This window comes from Acinetobacter sp. NCu2D-2, assembly GCF_001647675.1.
Classification (GTDB): Bacteria; Pseudomonadota; Gammaproteobacteria; order Pseudomonadales; family Moraxellaceae; genus Acinetobacter.
Window position 1 is genome coordinate 2,140,531 of record NZ_CP015594.1, and the last position, 17,550, is coordinate 2,158,080.

A 17,550-nucleotide genomic window follows, 5' to 3' on the forward strand; every position below is an offset into this window, starting at 1 on the left:
AAATCGTAATTTTCAGCCTCATATAGCTGATATAGAGAAATGAGGACATCGTTCATGCGATTAACTACCAAGCAAATCATTACGCGCATTGGTGAAACCGACCAATTGTTTTTGCAAGGCAATAGCCCTGAGCTTGCGCTTGAACGTGCCGATCTACGTTTACAACTGGTGACTTTGAGTCAGGTTCGCCAAGAACAAGTGCATTTCCTTCAAGAAGCCATTGTGTTACTTGAGCAATCACGAGTTGAATTTGAGGAAATGCCGCTCAGTCTTTATATCAACTTGTCATTGCATTTGGCGAAGGCTTATATGATCTTCTTTGAACTGACCAAAGAAAATCGTTATGCCATTATTACGCAGCAAATCATGAAACCGATGGTCAATTACGGACATGGCGATATTTTGTTTTTCTTGGCTTATGCCTATGCAAGCAATAAAGAACCGTCTTTAACACGTCATTGGCTAAGTAAATATGCCAAAACTAAAGAGTTTGACTTAGAGCTATTGCAGCAACATCCAGCCTTTGAAGATTATCGTTCTCTTGATTGGTTTAAGACGATTTTAAAAAGTCGTATGCATTAATCTATAAAAATAAAAAAGCCTCACTATGAGTAATGCCAGTCAGTTAAGAAATTGACTGGCATTTTCTTGGATATTTTTGTGCTTTAATTTTCACTACTCGCGGACATTGCCTTTGCCTTTTTTCAGGTAATACAAATATTTTAGATTGTTCAAATAATTGTGCTAAATGTTTGGGTAGATTTCCTGCTGATTCTAAAGGTGTGTGCCTTAAGATATTGATAATACTCATAGATGCAATATGGAAACTGATCCTTAAAGGACTCACCTTTGCATGTTCAGCGATAAACCTCATCTGTCTTCTTAAGATATTATAAGCAATAAATACCCCCCACAATTCTTGATAGACCAAATCAGGTTGTTTGCTTCTTAAAATTCTTGCATCCTGTAAATCACTTTTAATTTCCCGATAACACATTTCTATTTCCCAACGCTGGATATAAAGCATTGCAAGGTCTTTGAATGGATAAACTTCAGAATCTGTTAATGATGTAATGTAACGTCTTATTTTTCCTGCATATTCAACTTCAATTAAACGTGCTTCCCAATAGTCACCCAATGACGGATTTATCTTTTTTGCTCTTGCTGAAACAGGCATTTTGATCTGAAAGTCATGGGCCGCATTATGATGAATCACTTCATAACGCAGGTTGTCCTTTGCTCGCATCAACCAATGACTCTCTTCTGCCTGAGATTGCCAACTCACTAAAAAATCAGCAGAGAAGTAAGCACGATCAAATAGGGTAATACTGCGAACTGGTGCTTTTAATTGACTGGCTAAGGTTAATTCACCTTGATCCATACTGCCAATTTGGGCATCAATCATTTCATGTGTATTGGTATTCACCAGGCAAGTCGCTCTGACTTGTGGGTAAGGGGCAGCTGCTGTTTTGCCTTTGGATGAACCAAAGTGCTTAAAGTTTTCTTCTGTATGAGGCATAGACCAAACCACACCATCTACAGCACAAACGCATAGACCGTGAAAGTTGCTATATTGTTGTTGTGAGTCTTTAAACCATGCCTGACTTAATGTCGAAAATAAAGCACTCATGGGCTCTAAGCCTAAGCGCTGTCTTGCTTGTACGGATGCACTCGGTACACAGTATTCTGCCGTACCGAAAACAAGTTGCAATTGTTGAACCACATACCAAATCGGTTGATTTCGAAATAGAGCAAGTCCGATTACCAGCCAAACAACATGTTCAGCAGGCAGTTTTCTTTTTCGAATTGATGCTTTACCTGTTTGGTTTAAGCAATCTTCTATCCAGTTTAAATCAATCAATTCACTGAATTGTGAAAGTGAAGGTAGGGTTTGTTTTAATGTTAAATCTAAATTCTGAGATAAATTCATAAAAAAAGAGCGTATTTACATACGCTCTTTTTACAGTATTTTAACTTTTTTTGCTTAACTGACTGGCATTACTCACTATGAGGCTTTTTTATCGAGTAATCGTTGTCGATTTTTATAGGCATCGAGATGTAACTGTTGATTCAGCTCATCGACCCAAATCGCCCAATCATCATCCTGTACCAAATGACTAATTAACAATGAGCGCTGTCCTTTATTCCAAAATGGTGCATCATGGAGTGAAAGCTCGGCTGGAAGTTGATGAGTACGCACATAAAGCTCAATTGCAGCAGGACTGTTGGCTAAACCGAGTTGTGAAAAAAGTAGTTCTAAGGATGGTTTCTGTTGAGTGAGCATCTCGCCCTCCTTATCAATAATTTTGTGATTATTTATTCATCAAACTTATTATATATTGCAAAAAAAACCTAGCTGCTCAGCTAGGTTTGTTGTTTCAAATTGTAGTTGTGTTTTTGAGTGTCTAATCAACACCATCATTTTGATGTAAGAGTGCATTCAATTCATCTACCACGATGGCCCACTCATCATCCTTTTTCCAATGACTGATAATAAAATTTTTCTGATTTTCATTCCAAAACGGCGCCTGATGAAGTGCTGTGTTCTGGTCAAGCTGATGCGATTCAACAAATGCCTCAATTTGCTCCTGACTACTGTCTAGTCCCAATTGATCAAACAGCAGTTCGAGCGTAACGTGCATATCTAACATATGTACCTTCCTTTGATTTATTGTTATCCCTACCCTACTCGGCATAGCCGTAAGATTCAGCTATAAGATTTTTGCAAGATGTTATTTTTTGTGCATAAAAAAAGCACCCCAAATGGAGTGCTTTTTTCTAACTTAGTTTAATACTAAATTATTTTACCATGTCAGCGATAGCTGCACGTTCGTCTTCAAGTTCTTGAAGAGTTACGTTAATGCGTTCACGGCTGAATTCGTCGATTTCAAGACCTTGAACGATTTTGTATTCGCCATTTTCAGTTGTTACAGGGAAGCCGAACATTACGCCTTCAGGAATACCGTAAGAACCGTCAGATGGGATACCCATAGTTACCCATTTGCCGTTTGTGCCAAGAGCCCAATCGCGCATATGGTCGATTGCAGCGTTTGCAGCAGAAGCAGCAGAAGATAGACCACGTGCTTCGATAATTGCAGCACCACGTTTACCAACAGTTGGAAGGAATACGTCTTTGTTCCAAGCTGCATCGTTGATTTTGTCTTTTAAGCTTTCGCCGTTCACATTTGCAAAACGGTAGTCAGCATACATTGTTGGAGAGTGGTTACCCCAAACAGTCATGTTTTCGATGTCAGAAACTGCAACACCCGCTTTTTGAGCAAGTTGAGTTAACGCACGGTTGTGGTCAAGACGTAACATTGCTGTGAAGTTTTTCGCTGGAAGATCTGGAGCAGATTTCATTGCGATGTAAGCGTTAGTGTTCGCAGGGTTACCTACAACAAGAACTTTAACGTCACGGCTAGCAACTTCGTTAAGTGCTTTACCTTGACCGATGAAGATTTCGCCGTTTACTTTAAGAAGGTCAGCACGTTCCATACCTGGACCACGTGGACGTGAACCAACTAAAAGAGCGTAGTCAGCATCTTTGAAAGCTACTTTAGGATCATCAGTACCGATCATGCCCGCCAATAATGGGAAAGCACAGTCGTCTAGTTCCATCATTACGCCTTTAAGCGCTTGCTGAGCTTTCTCAACAGGAATTTCTAATAATTGAAGAATAACTGGTTGGTCTTTACCAAGCATTTCACCGCTTGCGATACGGAATAATAGGCTGTAACCAATTTGACCAGCAGCGCCAGTAACGGCAACGCGAACAGGTTGCTTCATGTAATTATCTCCAATTGAGAGGATCGTCATAATGATTAAATAGCTGTTCTATCTAATCTTAATAATCATAAACGGCAAAGATTGTACTCTAATCCTTTTCGAGATGCATTTAAAAGACAATGATTTTCAACAAAAGTCTGATAGGAAATATGAATTAAATTGTAAAAAATACTTAATAGGTCCCTTTAATTAACACATTATGTGCGCATGTGTTAATTACGTTACTCGGGCATTGTTTATACTTACCATTGTGGTAATAACAAATTTTGATTGAGGTTAATAAACTGCCTTTTGCTACCTTCTGACAGCTAAATTTCACCCCATGACTCGGCAATCCTGGATTGATTTTTAGGAATTTACTACGTAAAGACTCAATTGGCATGACAATGTTTTCTTGCCCTGTCAGCTCCTCTGGAACTTTAAGATGAGCCGCATAATTAATAATATTTCTAAAATATTGTGTCGCATTCATCGGCATACATCCACCAATATTCCGCCACAATAATGTCCGACTTTGTTCATCAGGCATGACACGAGCAACAACTTTAGATTGTAAAGGCGATAATTTTGCAGAAGAGGTCGTGGTGCAATCCCCTGACGGATGTTCAGGATATAACCCTGCAATATTGAGTGAATACCCTTCAAGACATTTACGTTTTTTTGAAAAATCAGCATGTAAACTACAGACAGCAGGAACGAGCTGCACATCCATAATATAATTTGGGGTTGCTGCAGATACAGTGTTGCCCGCCCCAGCCAATAAGACTGAAGCGACAACAAGCAGACGATTACTCATTACTCCCATGAATAAATCACCATTCCCCAATAGTTCAAAATTTATTGTTGTGTGTTTCTAAGCGGGATTTGCTGCATGCGCTTCCCAATGGATTGAGCACCCTGTCCTAATAAAATACCGTAATGTGTGGCATTCGTCATAACATGTTTCACATAATCTCGTGTTTCCAAAAGTGGAATCGTTTCTGTGTACTGGTCAGCCGCGATCGGTTGGTTTTCAGGTTGCCAACGACGTGCACGGTTCGGTCCTGCATTGTAGCCTGCTGTTGCAAGTACTGGGCTACCACTGAGCTGACCCAAAATTGTCGACAAATAATAAGTACCGTAACGGATATTGGTATTCATATCGGTTAGCGCTGCTGGGTTATACGTCTCACCCATTTTCTTTGCCACAAGTTTTGCGGTATCTGGCATGATTTGCATCAAACCACCTGCCCCAACATTAGAGCGCGCACCAGTATTAAACCGACTTTCTTGACGCATCAAACCATAAGCCCATGCAGGATCAATGCCAGCGTTTTGGCTATGACTCACGACATAGTTTTGATGTGGCATTGGATAACGATAGGTATAGTTATGTTTTTTAGTGGTGCGGTCTGCGGCATAAATCGCACGATCATGCCACCCCATATCTAAAGCACGTTTTGCAGCAGCCAAAATCAGATCATCATCATTTTTTAAATAGGCCTGACGTACTGCCCAGTTCCACTCACGGTTAATATAGGTTGCCGGTGCACCAATATCACGTAAGGCAAATGCACGGCGGAAATGAATATCTTGATTCAAACGCTGCATCGCTTGATTGGATGGCTGTGCTTGTGTATTTGACCCCAAAGTCAGTTGTCCAATGCGGTCACGTGCCAATAAATTATAGTAGTCATCGCCAGTGGCTAAGCGTTTATAAATTTCTTCAGCTGCTTTTTTCGATGCACGATCACTCCGCTGTTCCGATGCACGTGCTAACCAATATTGCCAACGATCTTCCTGCTTTTGCGTAACACTCATGGCATCAATAGCACGAATTAAACTTTCCCACGCACTAAAACGAATCGCTTGGCGTGCATAAATTTCGGCTTCTTCAGGGCTAAATGGCAAGCCATAACTCGCATCTAAGTAATTGAGTACTTCACGGTTAAAATTATTTTTCATTACCGTGGTACCACCAATATAACCTACGGTTCTGTATAAAGCTTTTTGAACATTTTCAGGTGTTCCAGCAGCAGATTGCTTCACGATTGCAAATGCAGAATTCAAATCATTATTGGCTAAGCGCCCCATGGCATAAATCAAATACGCGTAGTCTGCTGCATTGGTTTTAGGCGCAGTCCACAAATATTGCTGCGGATTGGCTTGGATTGAATTAAGCTGCGCCAAACTTAGACTTTGACCAATACTTTGCGCTGTCGCAATGGCTTGACCCGATTGTCCTGCACGAAGCTGCGCCCATAAGCGTTGCTGACGATCTTCCGTTGTCAGTAAAGGACTTGAGAGCATCATACGCCCTAAACCTGTACATGATTCAGGTTGCGACTCAGTGGTTAGCCATACATCTTTAAATTCTGCATAAACCAAAGGATCGCCAGTTTTTGCCCGCACTTGAGCTACAGCACAGGCTTCCGCGCGGTCAGCATTAGTCACAAAAGAAAGTACCGGTTGTGCAGTTGCAAAGTCGGCTTGTTTAACTTTTTCTTCAACATAGTCCGCACTGAGTTTTTCCGCCATAGCCGATTGAGGATAGCGCTGAGCGAAACTTAAAATTGCTGATACAGGTTGCTGTGCAAGGTTTTGATTGAGTAACCAATATTCAGGGTAATACCCTAAGGCATCATTTTGCATAGCAGCACGATATTGCTGCAACAATTCAGTATTACCTGCATTTGCTGCACTTAAAGCATCATTAAATTGTTGCTCAGCAGCTTGAATCTCGGTTATTGCAAAGCAGGCCACACTTAAGCCCAAGAATTTAGAATAATTATGTGTTTTAAACTTTAGCTTTAACATCCACTCGCCTTCTCTAATCTCTTGCGCTCTCAAACTGTCCTATGCAGCCTGACTTTTAGCTAGTTTAGTAGCTCTAAACTGGCATATTGTTCTGTATATGTAACCTTATGATTAAGCAATATTAATTTTCAAACACTTTTCGTTCATAAATCAATCTTTTTACGTGCTTAATTATCTCTACAAGTTTAAGCGACTTTCCTGCTAAAATACGTGCCTTTCCAAAATTTCATGCTGTGAATTGAATTTTAATTGTCCCGATCATACCTTGATTCGGCTTATTTGTTCACATTTTCTCCGCATTACCCTCAGGAGCGTACATGACGGTTCAAACCTTCATTCCGAATGGTGCCCCAGCTGCCTCAGAAAACACTGTCACCCAGCCAGCGCACACCCCAGCCACCGATGGTTCAGTTAAAAAACTGTATATCGAAACGCAAGGGTGTCAGATGAATGAGTATGACAGTCATCGTATGGCAGACCTTTTAGGCGATTCACATGGCTATGTGCTGACTACAGATCCTAAAGAAGCAGATATTCTACTGATGAACACCTGTTCAATTCGAGAGAAAGCACAAGAAAAAGTATTCTCAGAATTGGGTCGCTGGCGCAAACTCAAAGAAAAAAATCCCGATGTGATTATTGGTGTCGGTGGATGTGTCGCCTCTCAAGAAGGTGACAACATTCAAAAACGTGCCAATTATGTGGATATGATTTTTGGTCCACAAACCTTGCACCGTTTGCCACAAATGCTGGATCAGCACTTTGAGCAAGTTGAAAAACCGAAAAAAGAAAAAATCAAATTGGTGGATATTTCCTTCCCCGATATTGAAAAATTCGACTTTTTACCTGAACCACGTGTTGAAGGTTATAAAGCTTTTGTTTCGATTATGGAAGGCTGTTCAAAATACTGCTCATTCTGTGTTGTACCGTACACACGCGGTGAAGAAGTATCTCGCCCGCTTGATGATGTCCTTGCCGAAATTGCTGGTCTTGCTGAAAAAGGTGTTCGTGAGGTTTCGCTTCTTGGTCAAAATGTGAATGGTTATCGCGGTGAAACTTTCGATGGCAAAATCTGTACCTTTGCCGACTTACTGCGTTTGGTTGCTGAAATTCCAGGAATCGGTCGTATTCGTTACACCACCTCGCATCCGCTTGAATTTAACGATGACTTAATTCAATGCTACCGTGACTTGCCACAAATGGTGTCGCATCTGCATTTACCTGTGCAATCAGGTTCAAATGATGTCTTGCAAGCGATGAAACGTAACCACACCATTGATGTGTATATCGAAAAGATTAAAAAGTTACGTGCAGTACGCCCAGATATGCATTTGTCGAGTGACTTTATTATTGGTTTCCCTGGCGAAACGGATGAAAACTTTAACGAGACTTATCAATTCATCCAAGATTTAGACTTCGATCATTCATACAGCTTTATCTATTCAAAACGTCCGGGTACACCGGCATCTGAACTCGAAGATACAACGCCTGAAGATGTGAAGAAAGAACGCTTGGCGAAAGTTCAAGAATGGATTCGTCAGTCAAGTATCGATAAGACTGATGCCATGCTGGGTACTATTCAACGTGTACTGATTGAAAAAGTTTCTGATAAAGATCCAAACCTTTTGGTCGGTACAGCAGATAATACACGTTACGTGACATTTATTGGCGACCCGGCTTGGGTTGGACGTTTTGCCGAGATCGAAATCACCGAAATTAAAACTTTAAATTTAGTTTATGGTGAGCTCTTGAATCTTGAGCCTGACGTGGCGTAATGTAGAAGTCATAGCGAAAACTTCTATAAGGAACTCTCTTGACTGCAGCGATTCGACGTACAGTAGCTTTTCCTGGGCTTTCAATGGAACGTTTACAAAGCATGCTTGGTGCTTATAACGGTCATTTGAAACAAATAGAACAACGTTTAGACGTCAAAATTTCCCAGCGCGGCGAAACTTTTTCGCTTGATGGTGAAATCGATGCCGTTGAGAGAGCCGAAATTCTCTTGCAACGCTTGCATGAAGAGTCTGAACATAGCCATCAAATCAGTGCCGATACTTTGCATTTAATGATTCAAGGCAGTCAGACTGACCGAGAACTGCAAGAAGATTTTTCCGACAATGACCACACAGGTTTAGATGCAGTTTGGTTACAAACTCGTAAAGGTCGCATCAATCCACGTGGTGCCAACCAGAAACGTTATGTGCAGCGCATTTTGCAAAGCGATATTTCCTTCGGGATTGGTCCTGCCGGTACAGGTAAAACTTACCTTGCCGTGGCAGCTGCAGTCGACATGCTTGAGCGTAACGAAATTCAGCGTATTTTGTTGGTGCGTCCTGCGGTAGAAGCCGGTGAAAAACTTGGTTTCTTACCAGGTGATTTAACCCAAAAAATCGATCCCTACTTACGTCCGCTTTACGATGCCTTATACGAAATGTTGGGCTTTGAAAAAGTCGCGAAACTGATTGAGCGTCAAGTGATTGAAGTTGCGCCACTCGCTTATATGCGTGGTCGTACCCTCAATCATTCTTTCGTAATTTTGGATGAAGCGCAAAACACCACACCTGAACAGATGAAAATGTTCCTGACCCGTCTAGGTTTTGGTTCACGTGCCGTGATTACTGGTGACGTAACACAGGTCGATTTACCGCGTGGTCAACAATCCGGGCTATCACATGCGCTGCGTGTGGTGGAAAAGATTAAAGAAATTCATATTACCCGCTTCCACTCTCGTGATGTGGTGCGTCATCAATTGGTGCAAAAGATTGTTGAAGCCTACGAGGGTTGGGACAGTGAACAACAGCGTTTAAGTGCAGAAGCACGTGCCGAACGCAAAGCACGTCAGGAAGCCTTAATCGCTGAAAATGATGCTAAAGCTGATGAGCAGCATCAAGATTAACTTTAAGGATTCATTTTGAAACTTAGTCTCTCACTACAACAGAACGTTCAAGCGCCAGAATTGGTCTTGAAACGTGCCCACATTAAAAAAGTTGTAGAAACTGCATTACGTCATATCGACACACAAAGCGATTGCGAAATTGGGATTGCCTGTGTCGACAATGACGAAAGTCATAAGCTGAATTTGGAATATCGCGGTAAAGACAAACCGACCAATGTGCTGTCTTTCCCAAGTGATATACCAGATGAAATGGCTGAAATTTTGGATGCATTTCCAATCGGTGATTTAGTGATTTGTATTCCTATAGTTTTACGTGAAGCTCAGGAGCAACAAAAAGTACCACTCACCCATTTCACCCATATGCTTGTGCATGGCACTTTACATTTGATGGGCTATGACCACGAAACTTCAGATGAAGATGCTGAAGAAATGGAAGCATTGGAAATTGAGATTTTGGCGAAACTCGGTTTTGACAACCCATACTTAGAACGCGACTAAGTTTCTTATGCAAGAAAAAGTGAGCTGCGGCTCGCTTTTTTTATTTCTGCACGTTCACTCTCCCATGGAAAGGATTAGAGAGATTTTTTTATGTAAAAGCCCCTCATCCTAACCTTCTCCCAAAGGGAGAAGGAACTTCAATGGAAGTCTATGCTTCTTATAGCAAGGATAAGAGCATTATTCCCTCTCCTTACAGGCATAGGTATCTACACAATTTCCATGTTTTGCGTTAAATTGAAGAGCATGCTCTTCAATTTTAACATCTCTCGCTTAGATCAGCGCCTTGTCAAACGTTACAACAACCTTGTTCAACTCAATATGAATCCTCTTGCTTCACTTGCTCCTGCAATCAAAGATATTGCCTCTGCTCAAAAAAATAGTTTCGCAACGACGCAAGCTGTATGGCGGTTTTTAAATAATGATAAAATCTCATTTAAACAATTAAATGAACCTATTCAAAAACTTGCTTGTGATCAGATTAAGACATCGCTGCATCGTTATGCTTTAGTTATTCATGATTGGTCACAAATCCAATATGTGACACATCGTAATAAAACCCAAAAACTCCAAAGGACACATCAGTACGACTCAGGCTATGAATTACAAACGAGCTTACTTGTTGATGCTGCTTCTGGACTTCCTGTTGCTCCATTAGCTCAGACCCTTTCTAGTGCTTCAGGTTGCTATTCGACATTCAATGAGCAACAGACCGAACGTAAAACCCATTTAGACTCCCTTTCTGAACAAATTCAAAAAGTTGAACAGTTTCCTCTTGATAAAACCTGCGTACATATTATTGATCGTGAAGGAGATTCCATTGCTCATCTCAGGGAATTAAGCAGTCATGGTTTTCAATGGCTTATTCGAGCAAAGGAAGGAAATCGGATTGAGCATCAGGGTGAAATATGTAAAGTTGGAGAAGTTGCTGAACGTATCGAAATACAGCAAGTGAAACCCATTTCTTATAAGGGTAATCAACATATGCTTTATGTTGGAGAAACCAATGTTCGGCTTACCCGTGCTGCAAAATCAAATAAAAAAGATTGTTTAGGTCAAAGAGTTACTCCTCAGAAAGGTGCTGCAATTGAGGCTAGACTGATTATTGCGGTGGTTAAAGATATTAATGAAAAGACAGTTGCAAGATGGTCATTGATCAGTAATGTACCAACTGAGATTACCGCAGTAGAACTGACGACTTGGTATTACTGGCGTTGGTCAATCGAATGTTATTTCAAACTTCTCAAGCAAGCAGGCCATGATATTGAGTCATGGCTTCAGACTACGCCAGAAGCGATTTTAAGGCGTTTGCTAATCAGTTGTATGGCTTGTGTGTTGACGTGGAGAGTACAGCGCTGTACAGATGAACAAAATCAGAAAGTCCGTGCATTTTTGACTAGACTTTCAGGTAGACAACAGAAAAGAGGCAAGGTAGAGAGTGCGCCTGCCATATTGGCAGGACTCTCGATTTTACTAAATACTCTTCAACTGCTCTCAGAATATTCAATAGATGAACTGAATGAAATCGCAACTATTGCACTAGGTACCTAAAGATGTGTAGATACCTATGCCTTACAGGAGAGGGTTAGGGAGAGGTCAATATTTAACGCACTTCAAATTCTGCCTCCGCAGGATCAAAACGCCATGTGCGAATAATGCGTAGCTCAGAAATTTCCTTCATATTGGCATCGAAGCATCCATACGGCGCAGACTTACGTACTGAGGCTTTAGCTGCTTCATCTAAAATCGCATGACCTGAAGAATCAATGAGTCGAATCGCGCGAATACCACCATTGGAGTTCAGAATCACCATCAAACGCACTTCACCCGATAATCGCTGAGCACGTGCTGCTTCGGGATAAAACTTATTCCCATAGAATTCGACTTTTTGACGGAACTTTTCTAAATACGCCGCAGAAACATCTTGTTTCGCTTGAATTCCATCGACGGTTTTGATTTTTTGCTGACGACTAAAGTTTTTTTGTCGCTGTAAATATTGTGCTTCTAAACTTGCCACCATCGCAGCCTTAGCTTGAAATTGACTATTGAGCTGTTCCTGAATCTTTTTACGTTTCGCATCTTCGGCTTGTTTCTGCCAACTTAAGGTCGTCATCAAGACTTTTTCTTCAAAACTCAGTTCTTGCTGTTGTTGGGTCAAATCTGTGCTTTGTTGTTCTTGCTGCTCTTCCCCTGCTTTTTGTTCAATCATCGGTGCAGGCATGTCACTCGACATTTTATGGGCTTCACGGAATTGCCCTGAACCATCCTGATGTGTCTGCGCCAAGAAATCGACATGATCTGGCTCTTTTTCAGCTGTTCTTAGACTAATGGCAATTTCTTTGGTTTGAGCGCTATTTTCTTGAGGCATACCAAATTGCAGGGTCAAAATCAGCGTGTGTAAGATCGCAGCAATGATTACAGCTGTACTAAAAACAGGATCTTTCCACCATGACTTAACCAATGGCATGACTGACATCGTTTACATGCTTCCTGCTGAAATTTCGATAAAAATTTCAGTCCCCAAAAGAGCGAAATGCCCAAAATAGATAGAGTTTTCATTTGTGCCTGATTATGCCAAATGTATCAAAAAATACACGATACATAACCAAAACCATAAAAATGGTGCAATTTATTTTGTTAAACTGCAAGTCTAAATACTTGTATTTTTCAAATAATTAGACAAGATACATCACAAGTAAACTTTGTCGCTAGGACGCTTCAAGCATGCAGACACTCATTTCCAGTATTTCAAAACGTATACGCCGGGTTTATCAAAAGGCGGAAGGTTTTATTGAAGATGAGCGTGAATTCCCTCTCTCGCAAGTTTTTCTAAATGCCACCTTTCAACGCTTTGTCACAGACAATGTGCAAATGCTCAAAGACTTGCATGCCGATTTGCATGATGATTGGTTACGCCTGTATGCAACGCTCGACTATAACGGACTCAATATTACACTATCGGTCGATTTAAAACTGGTGCAAATGGAACTGAACAAAGATAAGCAATTAATTGTCTTTGAACAGATCAGTGATACCCAGTTGATCGAAGCGAAATATCCAAATATTTTCTACAAATGGGGCGTCAAATTTGCCCTGTTCTTTTATCAGCGTGTTCTCAATAAAGACCCATTGGGCATGATTCTGGAAAAATTAGGCGTCATTAAAGTGGTTGATGATTTACTGCATCTGGATCTTAATCGTTGGTTAGGCAAGAGTCGTTCCATCATAGACACCTTAGCCAAAGTACACGTCAACCATGCTGTCTTACGTGAAGCAGAATTGGTGGTGATGGGCAATGTTAACTTGACTGCTCTATTTACCAAACTCTCTGAAGATAAAGACGACTGGGATGATGAATATAGCGAATCGGAAGTGACGCCAATCCGACAAAAGTGATTTATTTTTATTGCATGAGTTGTTTATATAGACAATCGACTGATCCAACTACAGTAAATATACATTTAGTACGTTTTTATCAGTTCATTCTTCACAATTCAAAGCAATAATAAAGCAGTGGTAAACAAATGATTTACCTGATAACTGCATAGGAAACATAACTTATGGCACATTCAACTTTAAAACGATTTGGTTTAACTGCAAGTTTAACGACTGCTGTGGTCTTTACTGCAGCATTGACTGGTCAAGCCTTTGCCATGAGTCCTTTCCAAGCCAGCTATCAATTTAGCTATAACGGTAAAAATGTCGGTTCCGCAACGCGTACACTGAGTCATTCAGGCAATAATTGGACTTATGTCTTTGCTGCTAAAGCTGCGGGTATAGCATCTGCGACAGAAACCAGTCACTTTACTTTTAATAACGGCAAGATTAGTTCAAGCTCATTTAGCCGTACCAGTAAAGTGCTCGTTCATAACAACACAATGAGCATTAAATTTAACCCAAGCTCAAAAACCATTAACACCAAGAAAGATGATAAAGCACGTTCATTTGCTTGGCGTTCAGATGTATTAGATGAACTGAATGCTGAATTACAGATTCGTGAGGACTTAAAATCTTCAGGCTTAAAATCAAGTTATCACCTTGCTGATGCCAAAGAAATTGAATCTCGTCGCTTTGTGAAGTCAGGCACTGAAAATGTAAAAACCAACTATGGCACATTCAGTACCATTAAAGTGGTGATGAAACATGATAAACCTGGACGTGAAACTATTTTCTGGTTAGCACCAAAACTAGATTATTTACCGGTTAAAGTGACTCATGTAGACAAAAAATCTTCATATGGTTTATTGCTGACTGGCTATAAAGGTACAACCCATTAAATATTTTTCGTGAATTTCGCTTGATTTTTTTCAGTTGCTTTTTAAAATACGCTTTTGCTTTAAAAAGCATCTGCCCTTGAGGAATCTCCCGTGCACGCACTAGAACAGAAAATCTTGGCTGAAGGTATCGTTCTATCTGAAGAAGTCTTGAAAGTCGATTCATTTCTAAATCACCAAATTGATCCAGTAATGATGCAGCAAATTGGTCAAGAATTTGCACGTCTATTTAAAGACGCTGGTATTACCAAAATCATCACGATCGAAGCTTCAGGTATTGCACCTGCTGTTATGGCTGGTTTGGAACTTGGCGTTCCTGTTATCTTTGCACGCAAATATCAATCTTTAACGCTTAAAGATGATTTGTATCGCTCAAAAGTGTTCTCGTTTACTAAACAAACTGAAAGCACGATTGCGATTTCTAAAAAACACATCGATTCAACTGACAAAGTTTTAGTGATCGATGACTTCCTAGCAAATGGTCAAGCTGCGCTTGGTCTCGCTGATCTAATTCATCAAGCAGCTGCATCTGTTGTAGGTATTGGTATTGTGATTGAAAAATCATTCCAACCAGGCCGCGATATTCTGCTTGAAAAAGGTTACCGTGTTGAATCTCTTGCACGTGTTAAATCTTTGGCAAACGGTACTGTTGAATTTGTTCGTGACTAATTCAATATTGCTCTTGCAACAATTAAGGCGCCTAATGTGGCGCTTTTTTTGTGCCGTAGATTATCATTCTTTCATTTTTTATGATTATATTTTTGATGATCTTGGCAATTGCATTTGTTTCACTAAAGCCCAAAATGGAACTCAACAATTCATAACCAATCATGACTTTATTTAAAGCCTTGTTCTTGTTATTTATTGTATTGATCAAATCACTCGCCACAATCATGGAATGACCAATATGCAATGTCCCAAATGCGGTTCAACTGACATTCAACAACGCGACCACGAACAACACTTGAAAAAAATTGGTGGCATTTTAATGACATCGGCTGGCGCAACTGCTGGTACTGTTGGCGGTGCAGCATCGGGTGCATCCATTGGCGCGGCAATCGGCACAGTCGCTGGACCTTTAGGTGTCATTGTAGGTGGAACAGTGGGCACATTTGTAGGTGCCATTGGTGTCGGCATTACTGGTGGTGTCATTGGTAATATCTTTGGTAAAAAAGCTGGGATCTCTGTTGACCGCAATCTATTTCAAGACTATCAATGCCTGAAGTGCAAACATCGTTTTAGTGCAGCGAAAGACACTAAAACTAAAAATAAGAAAGATGATAAACAAGTCAAATCAGACAATGCATCAGATGAAAAAAATGAAGCTTAATCGCTTCATTTTTTTGTTCATTAATTTAATTTCAATGCGACTTCCGCCAAACGTTTCCCTTGTGTCTCACACAAAATACGCTCATCTTGACTGAGTGATTGATCATGGCGTGGACCACTGACATGCGAAGCACCATACGGCGTTCCACCTGTTTTTGTGTTTGATAGCGCAGGCTGTGCATTGCTCAAGCCCATAATCATCATGCCGTGATGAAACAGCGGTGGAAGCATGGTAAGCAATGTACTTTCTTGCCCACCATGCATCGAACCTGATGAGGTAAAGACACAAGCAGGTTTACCGTGTAAGGTACCATTTAGCCAAAGACTGGTGGTTTGATCCCAAAAATATTTCATTTCGGATGCCATATTACCAAAGCGTGTTGGTGAACCAAGTGCCAGAGCAGAACATTGTGCAAGTTCATCTAAAGTGCAGTAAATATCACCCTCTTCAGGAATACTTGGCTCAGCTTCCTTTACCACAGTTGAAAGATTTGGCACTGTTCTAATTTTGACTGCCATACTTGCCGATTCAACGCCATTGGCAATTAAATGCGCCATTTCCTTGGTCGAACCATATTTGCTGTAATATAAAACAAGGACATAAGGTTGCATAAGAATGATGCCCAAAACTCAAAAAAGAAAACTATACGGTATTTTTGTGCATTTTTGGGTAAGCTGATACATGAAAATTCATGATGTATAAGAATATTGAGATTGAAAGCGCATGATCGTTGAATATTTAAAGAAGTTACCCTTTTATGAGAAACATTGGTTTCAGTTTATTTTATTTGTTTTACGACGCTTTGAAGCCGACCGTTGCCGCGAACAAGCAGGCTCTTTAACCTATACCACCTTGTTTGCGGTTGTCCCAATGCTGACCGTGTTTCTTGTGATCATTTCTTCAATTAAGGCCTTAGAACCTGCAAGGCAGCAATTACAGCAAATGATTTATACCAACTTTTTGCCGAAAACCACGATTGCTTTTGATAAAGCCTTAGGTGCATTTACGGATAAATCCAGTAATCTGACCATTATTGGTATTTTGTTCTTGTTTGTAACGACTGTGCTGATGCTCACCAGCATCGAAACCGTGTTTAACCGCATCTGGCGTGTGACTGAAACACGTGGTGGCATTATTGGCTTTATGCGCTATTGGACCATTATTTCTCTAGGGCCGATTCTGCTCGGCAGTGCATTTGTGATTTCATCAACGGTCGCATCGATGAATGTATTGAGTAATAACTTTGCAGGTTATGAACTGAATGGCGCCTTTATTTTATGGGCAATTTCATTTTCTTTAACTATTTTGGGTTTCTTCATTCTGAATTGGACGATTCCAAATCGTAGCGTTCCAATTAAGTCAGCTTTGGTCGGTGGCTTGTTTAGCGCGATCGTTTTCGAACTACTGAAAAATTTATTTGGTTTTGTAATGTCCAACTTCACCAGTTATGAGTTGGTCTATGGTGCGTTCGCTGCGGTGCCTATTTTCCTGTTATGGATTTATCTGTCTTGGAACATCATTTTACTGGGTGTAGAAATCAGCTATGCCATGACAGCATTTGAATCAGGTCAAGATCAGAAACGTCACCCAATCGTGATGCTTGTGGATTTATTAGCGCTGTTTTATGCCAAACAAAAAACTGGTGAAAGTATCAGTGAAAGCCAAGCGCTTGAAGTGTTGGGTCGCGATGAAATCGGACGCTGGCCAAGTTATGTCTCTATGTTTGAAAAGCAAAATTTGATTAAACGTACCGATGATAATGAATATGTTTTGGTACGAGATTTAGATCAGGTCAATTTTTGGGATTTCTATCAACAGCTTCCTTATCCACTCCCGCAAGATCAACAATTAGAAAATGTGCATGTCGATGATCAGTGGATGCAAACCCTTTCACCTTCATTAAAAGATGCCAATCGTTATTTAAAAGAAAAACTCAGCTTTCCACTCTCTTCATTATTTCAGCAGCGTTAAAA

Annotated in this window: 19 protein-coding genes; 10 read left to right on the forward strand and 9 right to left on the reverse strand. The window is 40.5% G+C overall.

All coding sequences use genetic code 11. The features are described 5' to 3' along the window. The first annotated feature begins 54 nt into the window (after nucleotides 1-54). Nucleotides 55-582, forward strand: a complete 528-nt coding sequence (locus A3K93_RS10215) for a hypothetical protein (protein WP_067731139.1) — start codon at nucleotides 55-57, stop codon at nucleotides 580-582. A 43-nt stretch (nucleotides 583-625) separates the two neighbouring features. Here the strand turns inward: A3K93_RS10215 and A3K93_RS10220 are convergent, their stop codons facing one another. The 6 genes from A3K93_RS10220 to A3K93_RS10245 form a co-directional block, all read right to left on the reverse strand. Beyond that, nucleotides 626-1,930, reverse strand: coding sequence for an IS4 family transposase (locus tag A3K93_RS10220; RefSeq protein ID WP_067728195.1), 1,305 nt, complete (start codon nucleotides 1,928-1,930; stop codon nucleotides 626-628). Nucleotides 1,931-2,005: 75 nt separating this feature from the next. Then, a complete protein-coding gene (locus A3K93_RS10225; protein WP_067731140.1) occupies nucleotides 2,006-2,284 on the reverse strand; it encodes a DUF2789 family protein in 279 nt (92 codons plus the stop codon). A 121-nt stretch (nucleotides 2,285-2,405) separates the two neighbouring features. Beyond that, nucleotides 2,406-2,651 (reverse strand): DUF2789 family protein, encoded by a 246-nt coding sequence (locus tag A3K93_RS10230; protein WP_067731141.1) that lies wholly within the window; start codon nucleotides 2,649-2,651, stop codon nucleotides 2,406-2,408. Between the two features lie 148 nt (nucleotides 2,652-2,799). Then, nucleotides 2,800-3,786: a malate dehydrogenase gene (locus A3K93_RS10235; protein ID WP_067731142.1), complete on the reverse strand. Its 987-nt coding sequence runs from the start codon at nucleotides 3,784-3,786 to the stop codon at nucleotides 2,800-2,802. Between the two features lie 172 nt (nucleotides 3,787-3,958). Further along, the gene (locus tag A3K93_RS10240; protein WP_067731143.1) at nucleotides 3,959-4,591 is read right to left on the reverse strand and encodes a ribonuclease T2 family protein; all 633 of its coding nucleotides are present in this window, start codon (nucleotides 4,589-4,591) and stop codon (nucleotides 3,959-3,961) included. 32 nt (nucleotides 4,592-4,623) lie between these two features. After that, nucleotides 4,624-6,582 carry a lytic transglycosylase domain-containing protein gene (locus A3K93_RS10245; protein ID WP_067731144.1) on the reverse strand — a complete coding sequence of 653 codons (1,959 nt, stop codon included), beginning with the start codon at nucleotides 6,580-6,582 and terminating at the stop codon, nucleotides 4,624-4,626. A gap of 317 nt (nucleotides 6,583-6,899) precedes the next feature. Between A3K93_RS10245 and miaB the strand changes: the two genes are divergently transcribed. The 4 genes from miaB to A3K93_RS10265 all read left to right on the forward strand — a co-directional run bounded on the left by miaB (nucleotide 6,900) and on the right by A3K93_RS10265 (nucleotide 11,524). Next, nucleotides 6,900-8,357, forward strand: coding sequence for a tRNA (N6-isopentenyl adenosine(37)-C2)-methylthiotransferase MiaB (miaB, locus tag A3K93_RS10250; RefSeq protein WP_067731145.1), 1,458 nt, complete (start codon nucleotides 6,900-6,902; stop codon nucleotides 8,355-8,357). A 38-nt stretch (nucleotides 8,358-8,395) separates the two neighbouring features. Next, complete coding sequence (locus A3K93_RS10255) at nucleotides 8,396-9,478, forward strand: PhoH family protein (RefSeq protein WP_067731146.1); 1,083 nt, start codon at nucleotides 8,396-8,398, stop codon at nucleotides 9,476-9,478. Between the two features lie 15 nt (nucleotides 9,479-9,493). Further along, nucleotides 9,494-9,976, forward strand: a complete 483-nt coding sequence (gene ybeY, locus A3K93_RS10260) for an rRNA maturation RNase YbeY (protein WP_067731147.1) — start codon at nucleotides 9,494-9,496, stop codon at nucleotides 9,974-9,976. Nucleotides 9,977-10,219: 243 nt separating this feature from the next. After that, nucleotides 10,220-11,524 (forward strand): transposase, encoded by a 1,305-nt coding sequence (locus A3K93_RS10265; protein ID WP_442855632.1) that lies wholly within the window; start codon nucleotides 10,220-10,222, stop codon nucleotides 11,522-11,524. Nucleotides 11,525-11,576: 52 nt separating this feature from the next. Here the strand turns inward: A3K93_RS10265 and A3K93_RS10270 are convergent, their stop codons facing one another. After that, a complete protein-coding gene (locus A3K93_RS10270) occupies nucleotides 11,577-12,440 on the reverse strand; it encodes an energy transducer TonB (protein WP_171255106.1) in 864 nt (287 codons plus the stop codon). A gap of 257 nt (nucleotides 12,441-12,697) precedes the next feature. On the opposite strand from A3K93_RS10270, the gene A3K93_RS10275 reads away from it, so the two are divergent. From A3K93_RS10275 to A3K93_RS10285, 3 genes are all read left to right on the forward strand, one after another. Beyond that, a complete protein-coding gene (locus A3K93_RS10275) occupies nucleotides 12,698-13,369 on the forward strand; it encodes a hypothetical protein (protein WP_067731149.1) in 672 nt (223 codons plus the stop codon). Between the two features lie 164 nt (nucleotides 13,370-13,533). Next, nucleotides 13,534-14,250: a DUF3108 domain-containing protein gene (locus A3K93_RS10280; RefSeq protein ID WP_067731150.1), complete on the forward strand. Its 717-nt coding sequence runs from the start codon at nucleotides 13,534-13,536 to the stop codon at nucleotides 14,248-14,250. A gap of 90 nt (nucleotides 14,251-14,340) precedes the next feature. Next, the gene (locus A3K93_RS10285) at nucleotides 14,341-14,916 is read left to right on the forward strand and encodes a xanthine phosphoribosyltransferase (protein WP_067731151.1); all 576 of its coding nucleotides are present in this window, start codon (nucleotides 14,341-14,343) and stop codon (nucleotides 14,914-14,916) included. A 31-nt stretch (nucleotides 14,917-14,947) separates the two neighbouring features. Here the strand turns inward: A3K93_RS10285 and A3K93_RS10290 are convergent, their stop codons facing one another. Next, entirely contained in the window at nucleotides 14,948-15,142 is a 195-nt protein-coding gene (locus A3K93_RS10290; protein WP_067731152.1) for a hypothetical protein, read from the reverse strand. 12 nt (nucleotides 15,143-15,154) lie between these two features. Between A3K93_RS10290 and A3K93_RS10295 the strand changes: the two genes are divergently transcribed. Beyond that, nucleotides 15,155-15,577, forward strand: a complete 423-nt coding sequence (locus A3K93_RS10295) for a hypothetical protein (RefSeq protein WP_067731153.1) — start codon at nucleotides 15,155-15,157, stop codon at nucleotides 15,575-15,577. A gap of 20 nt (nucleotides 15,578-15,597) precedes the next feature. Here the strand turns inward: A3K93_RS10295 and wrbA are convergent, their stop codons facing one another. Further along, complete coding sequence (wrbA, locus tag A3K93_RS10300; RefSeq protein ID WP_067731154.1) at nucleotides 15,598-16,188, reverse strand: NAD(P)H:quinone oxidoreductase; 591 nt, start codon at nucleotides 16,186-16,188, stop codon at nucleotides 15,598-15,600. 112 nt (nucleotides 16,189-16,300) lie between these two features. On the opposite strand from wrbA, the gene A3K93_RS10305 reads away from it, so the two are divergent. Then, nucleotides 16,301-17,548 carry a YihY family inner membrane protein gene (locus A3K93_RS10305; protein WP_067731155.1) on the forward strand — a complete coding sequence of 416 codons (1,248 nt, stop codon included), beginning with the start codon at nucleotides 16,301-16,303 and terminating at the stop codon, nucleotides 17,546-17,548. Nucleotides 17,549-17,550: the final 2 nt, after the last annotated feature.

Coding starts and splice junctions, on each gene's coding strand:
- A3K93_RS10270 (WP_171255106.1), bottom strand. CDS start 12,440: ATGCCATTGGTTAAGTCATGGTGGAAAGATCCTGTTTTTAGTACAGCT.
- A3K93_RS10245 (WP_067731144.1), bottom strand. CDS start 6,582: ATGTTAAAGCTAAAGTTTAAAACACATAATTATTCTAAATTCTTGGGC.
- A3K93_RS10265 (WP_442855632.1), top strand. CDS start 10,220: ATGCTCTTCAATTTTAACATCTCTCGCTTAGATCAGCGCCTTGTCAAA.
- A3K93_RS10275 (WP_067731149.1), top strand. CDS start 12,698: ATGCAGACACTCATTTCCAGTATTTCAAAACGTATACGCCGGGTTTAT.
- A3K93_RS10290 (WP_067731152.1), bottom strand. CDS start 15,142: ATGATTGTGGCGAGTGATTTGATCAATACAATAAATAACAAGAACAAG.
- A3K93_RS10225 (WP_067731140.1), bottom strand. CDS start 2,284: ATGCTCACTCAACAGAAACCATCCTTAGAACTACTTTTTTCACAACTC.
- A3K93_RS10215 (WP_067731139.1), top strand. CDS start 55: ATGCGATTAACTACCAAGCAAATCATTACGCGCATTGGTGAAACCGAC.
- A3K93_RS10280 (WP_067731150.1), top strand. CDS start 13,534: ATGGCACATTCAACTTTAAAACGATTTGGTTTAACTGCAAGTTTAACG.
- wrbA (WP_067731154.1), bottom strand. CDS start 16,188: ATGCAACCTTATGTCCTTGTTTTATATTACAGCAAATATGGTTCGACC.
- A3K93_RS10235 (WP_067731142.1), bottom strand. CDS start 3,786: ATGAAGCAACCTGTTCGCGTTGCCGTTACTGGCGCTGCTGGTCAAATT.
- A3K93_RS10305 (WP_067731155.1), top strand. CDS start 16,301: ATGATCGTTGAATATTTAAAGAAGTTACCCTTTTATGAGAAACATTGG.
- A3K93_RS10240 (WP_067731143.1), bottom strand. CDS start 4,591: ATGGGAGTAATGAGTAATCGTCTGCTTGTTGTCGCTTCAGTCTTATTG.
- miaB (WP_067731145.1), top strand. CDS start 6,900: ATGACGGTTCAAACCTTCATTCCGAATGGTGCCCCAGCTGCCTCAGAA.
- A3K93_RS10220 (WP_067728195.1), bottom strand. CDS start 1,930: ATGAATTTATCTCAGAATTTAGATTTAACATTAAAACAAACCCTACCT.
- A3K93_RS10295 (WP_067731153.1), top strand. CDS start 15,155: ATGCAATGTCCCAAATGCGGTTCAACTGACATTCAACAACGCGACCAC.
- A3K93_RS10230 (WP_067731141.1), bottom strand. CDS start 2,651: ATGTTAGATATGCACGTTACGCTCGAACTGCTGTTTGATCAATTGGGA.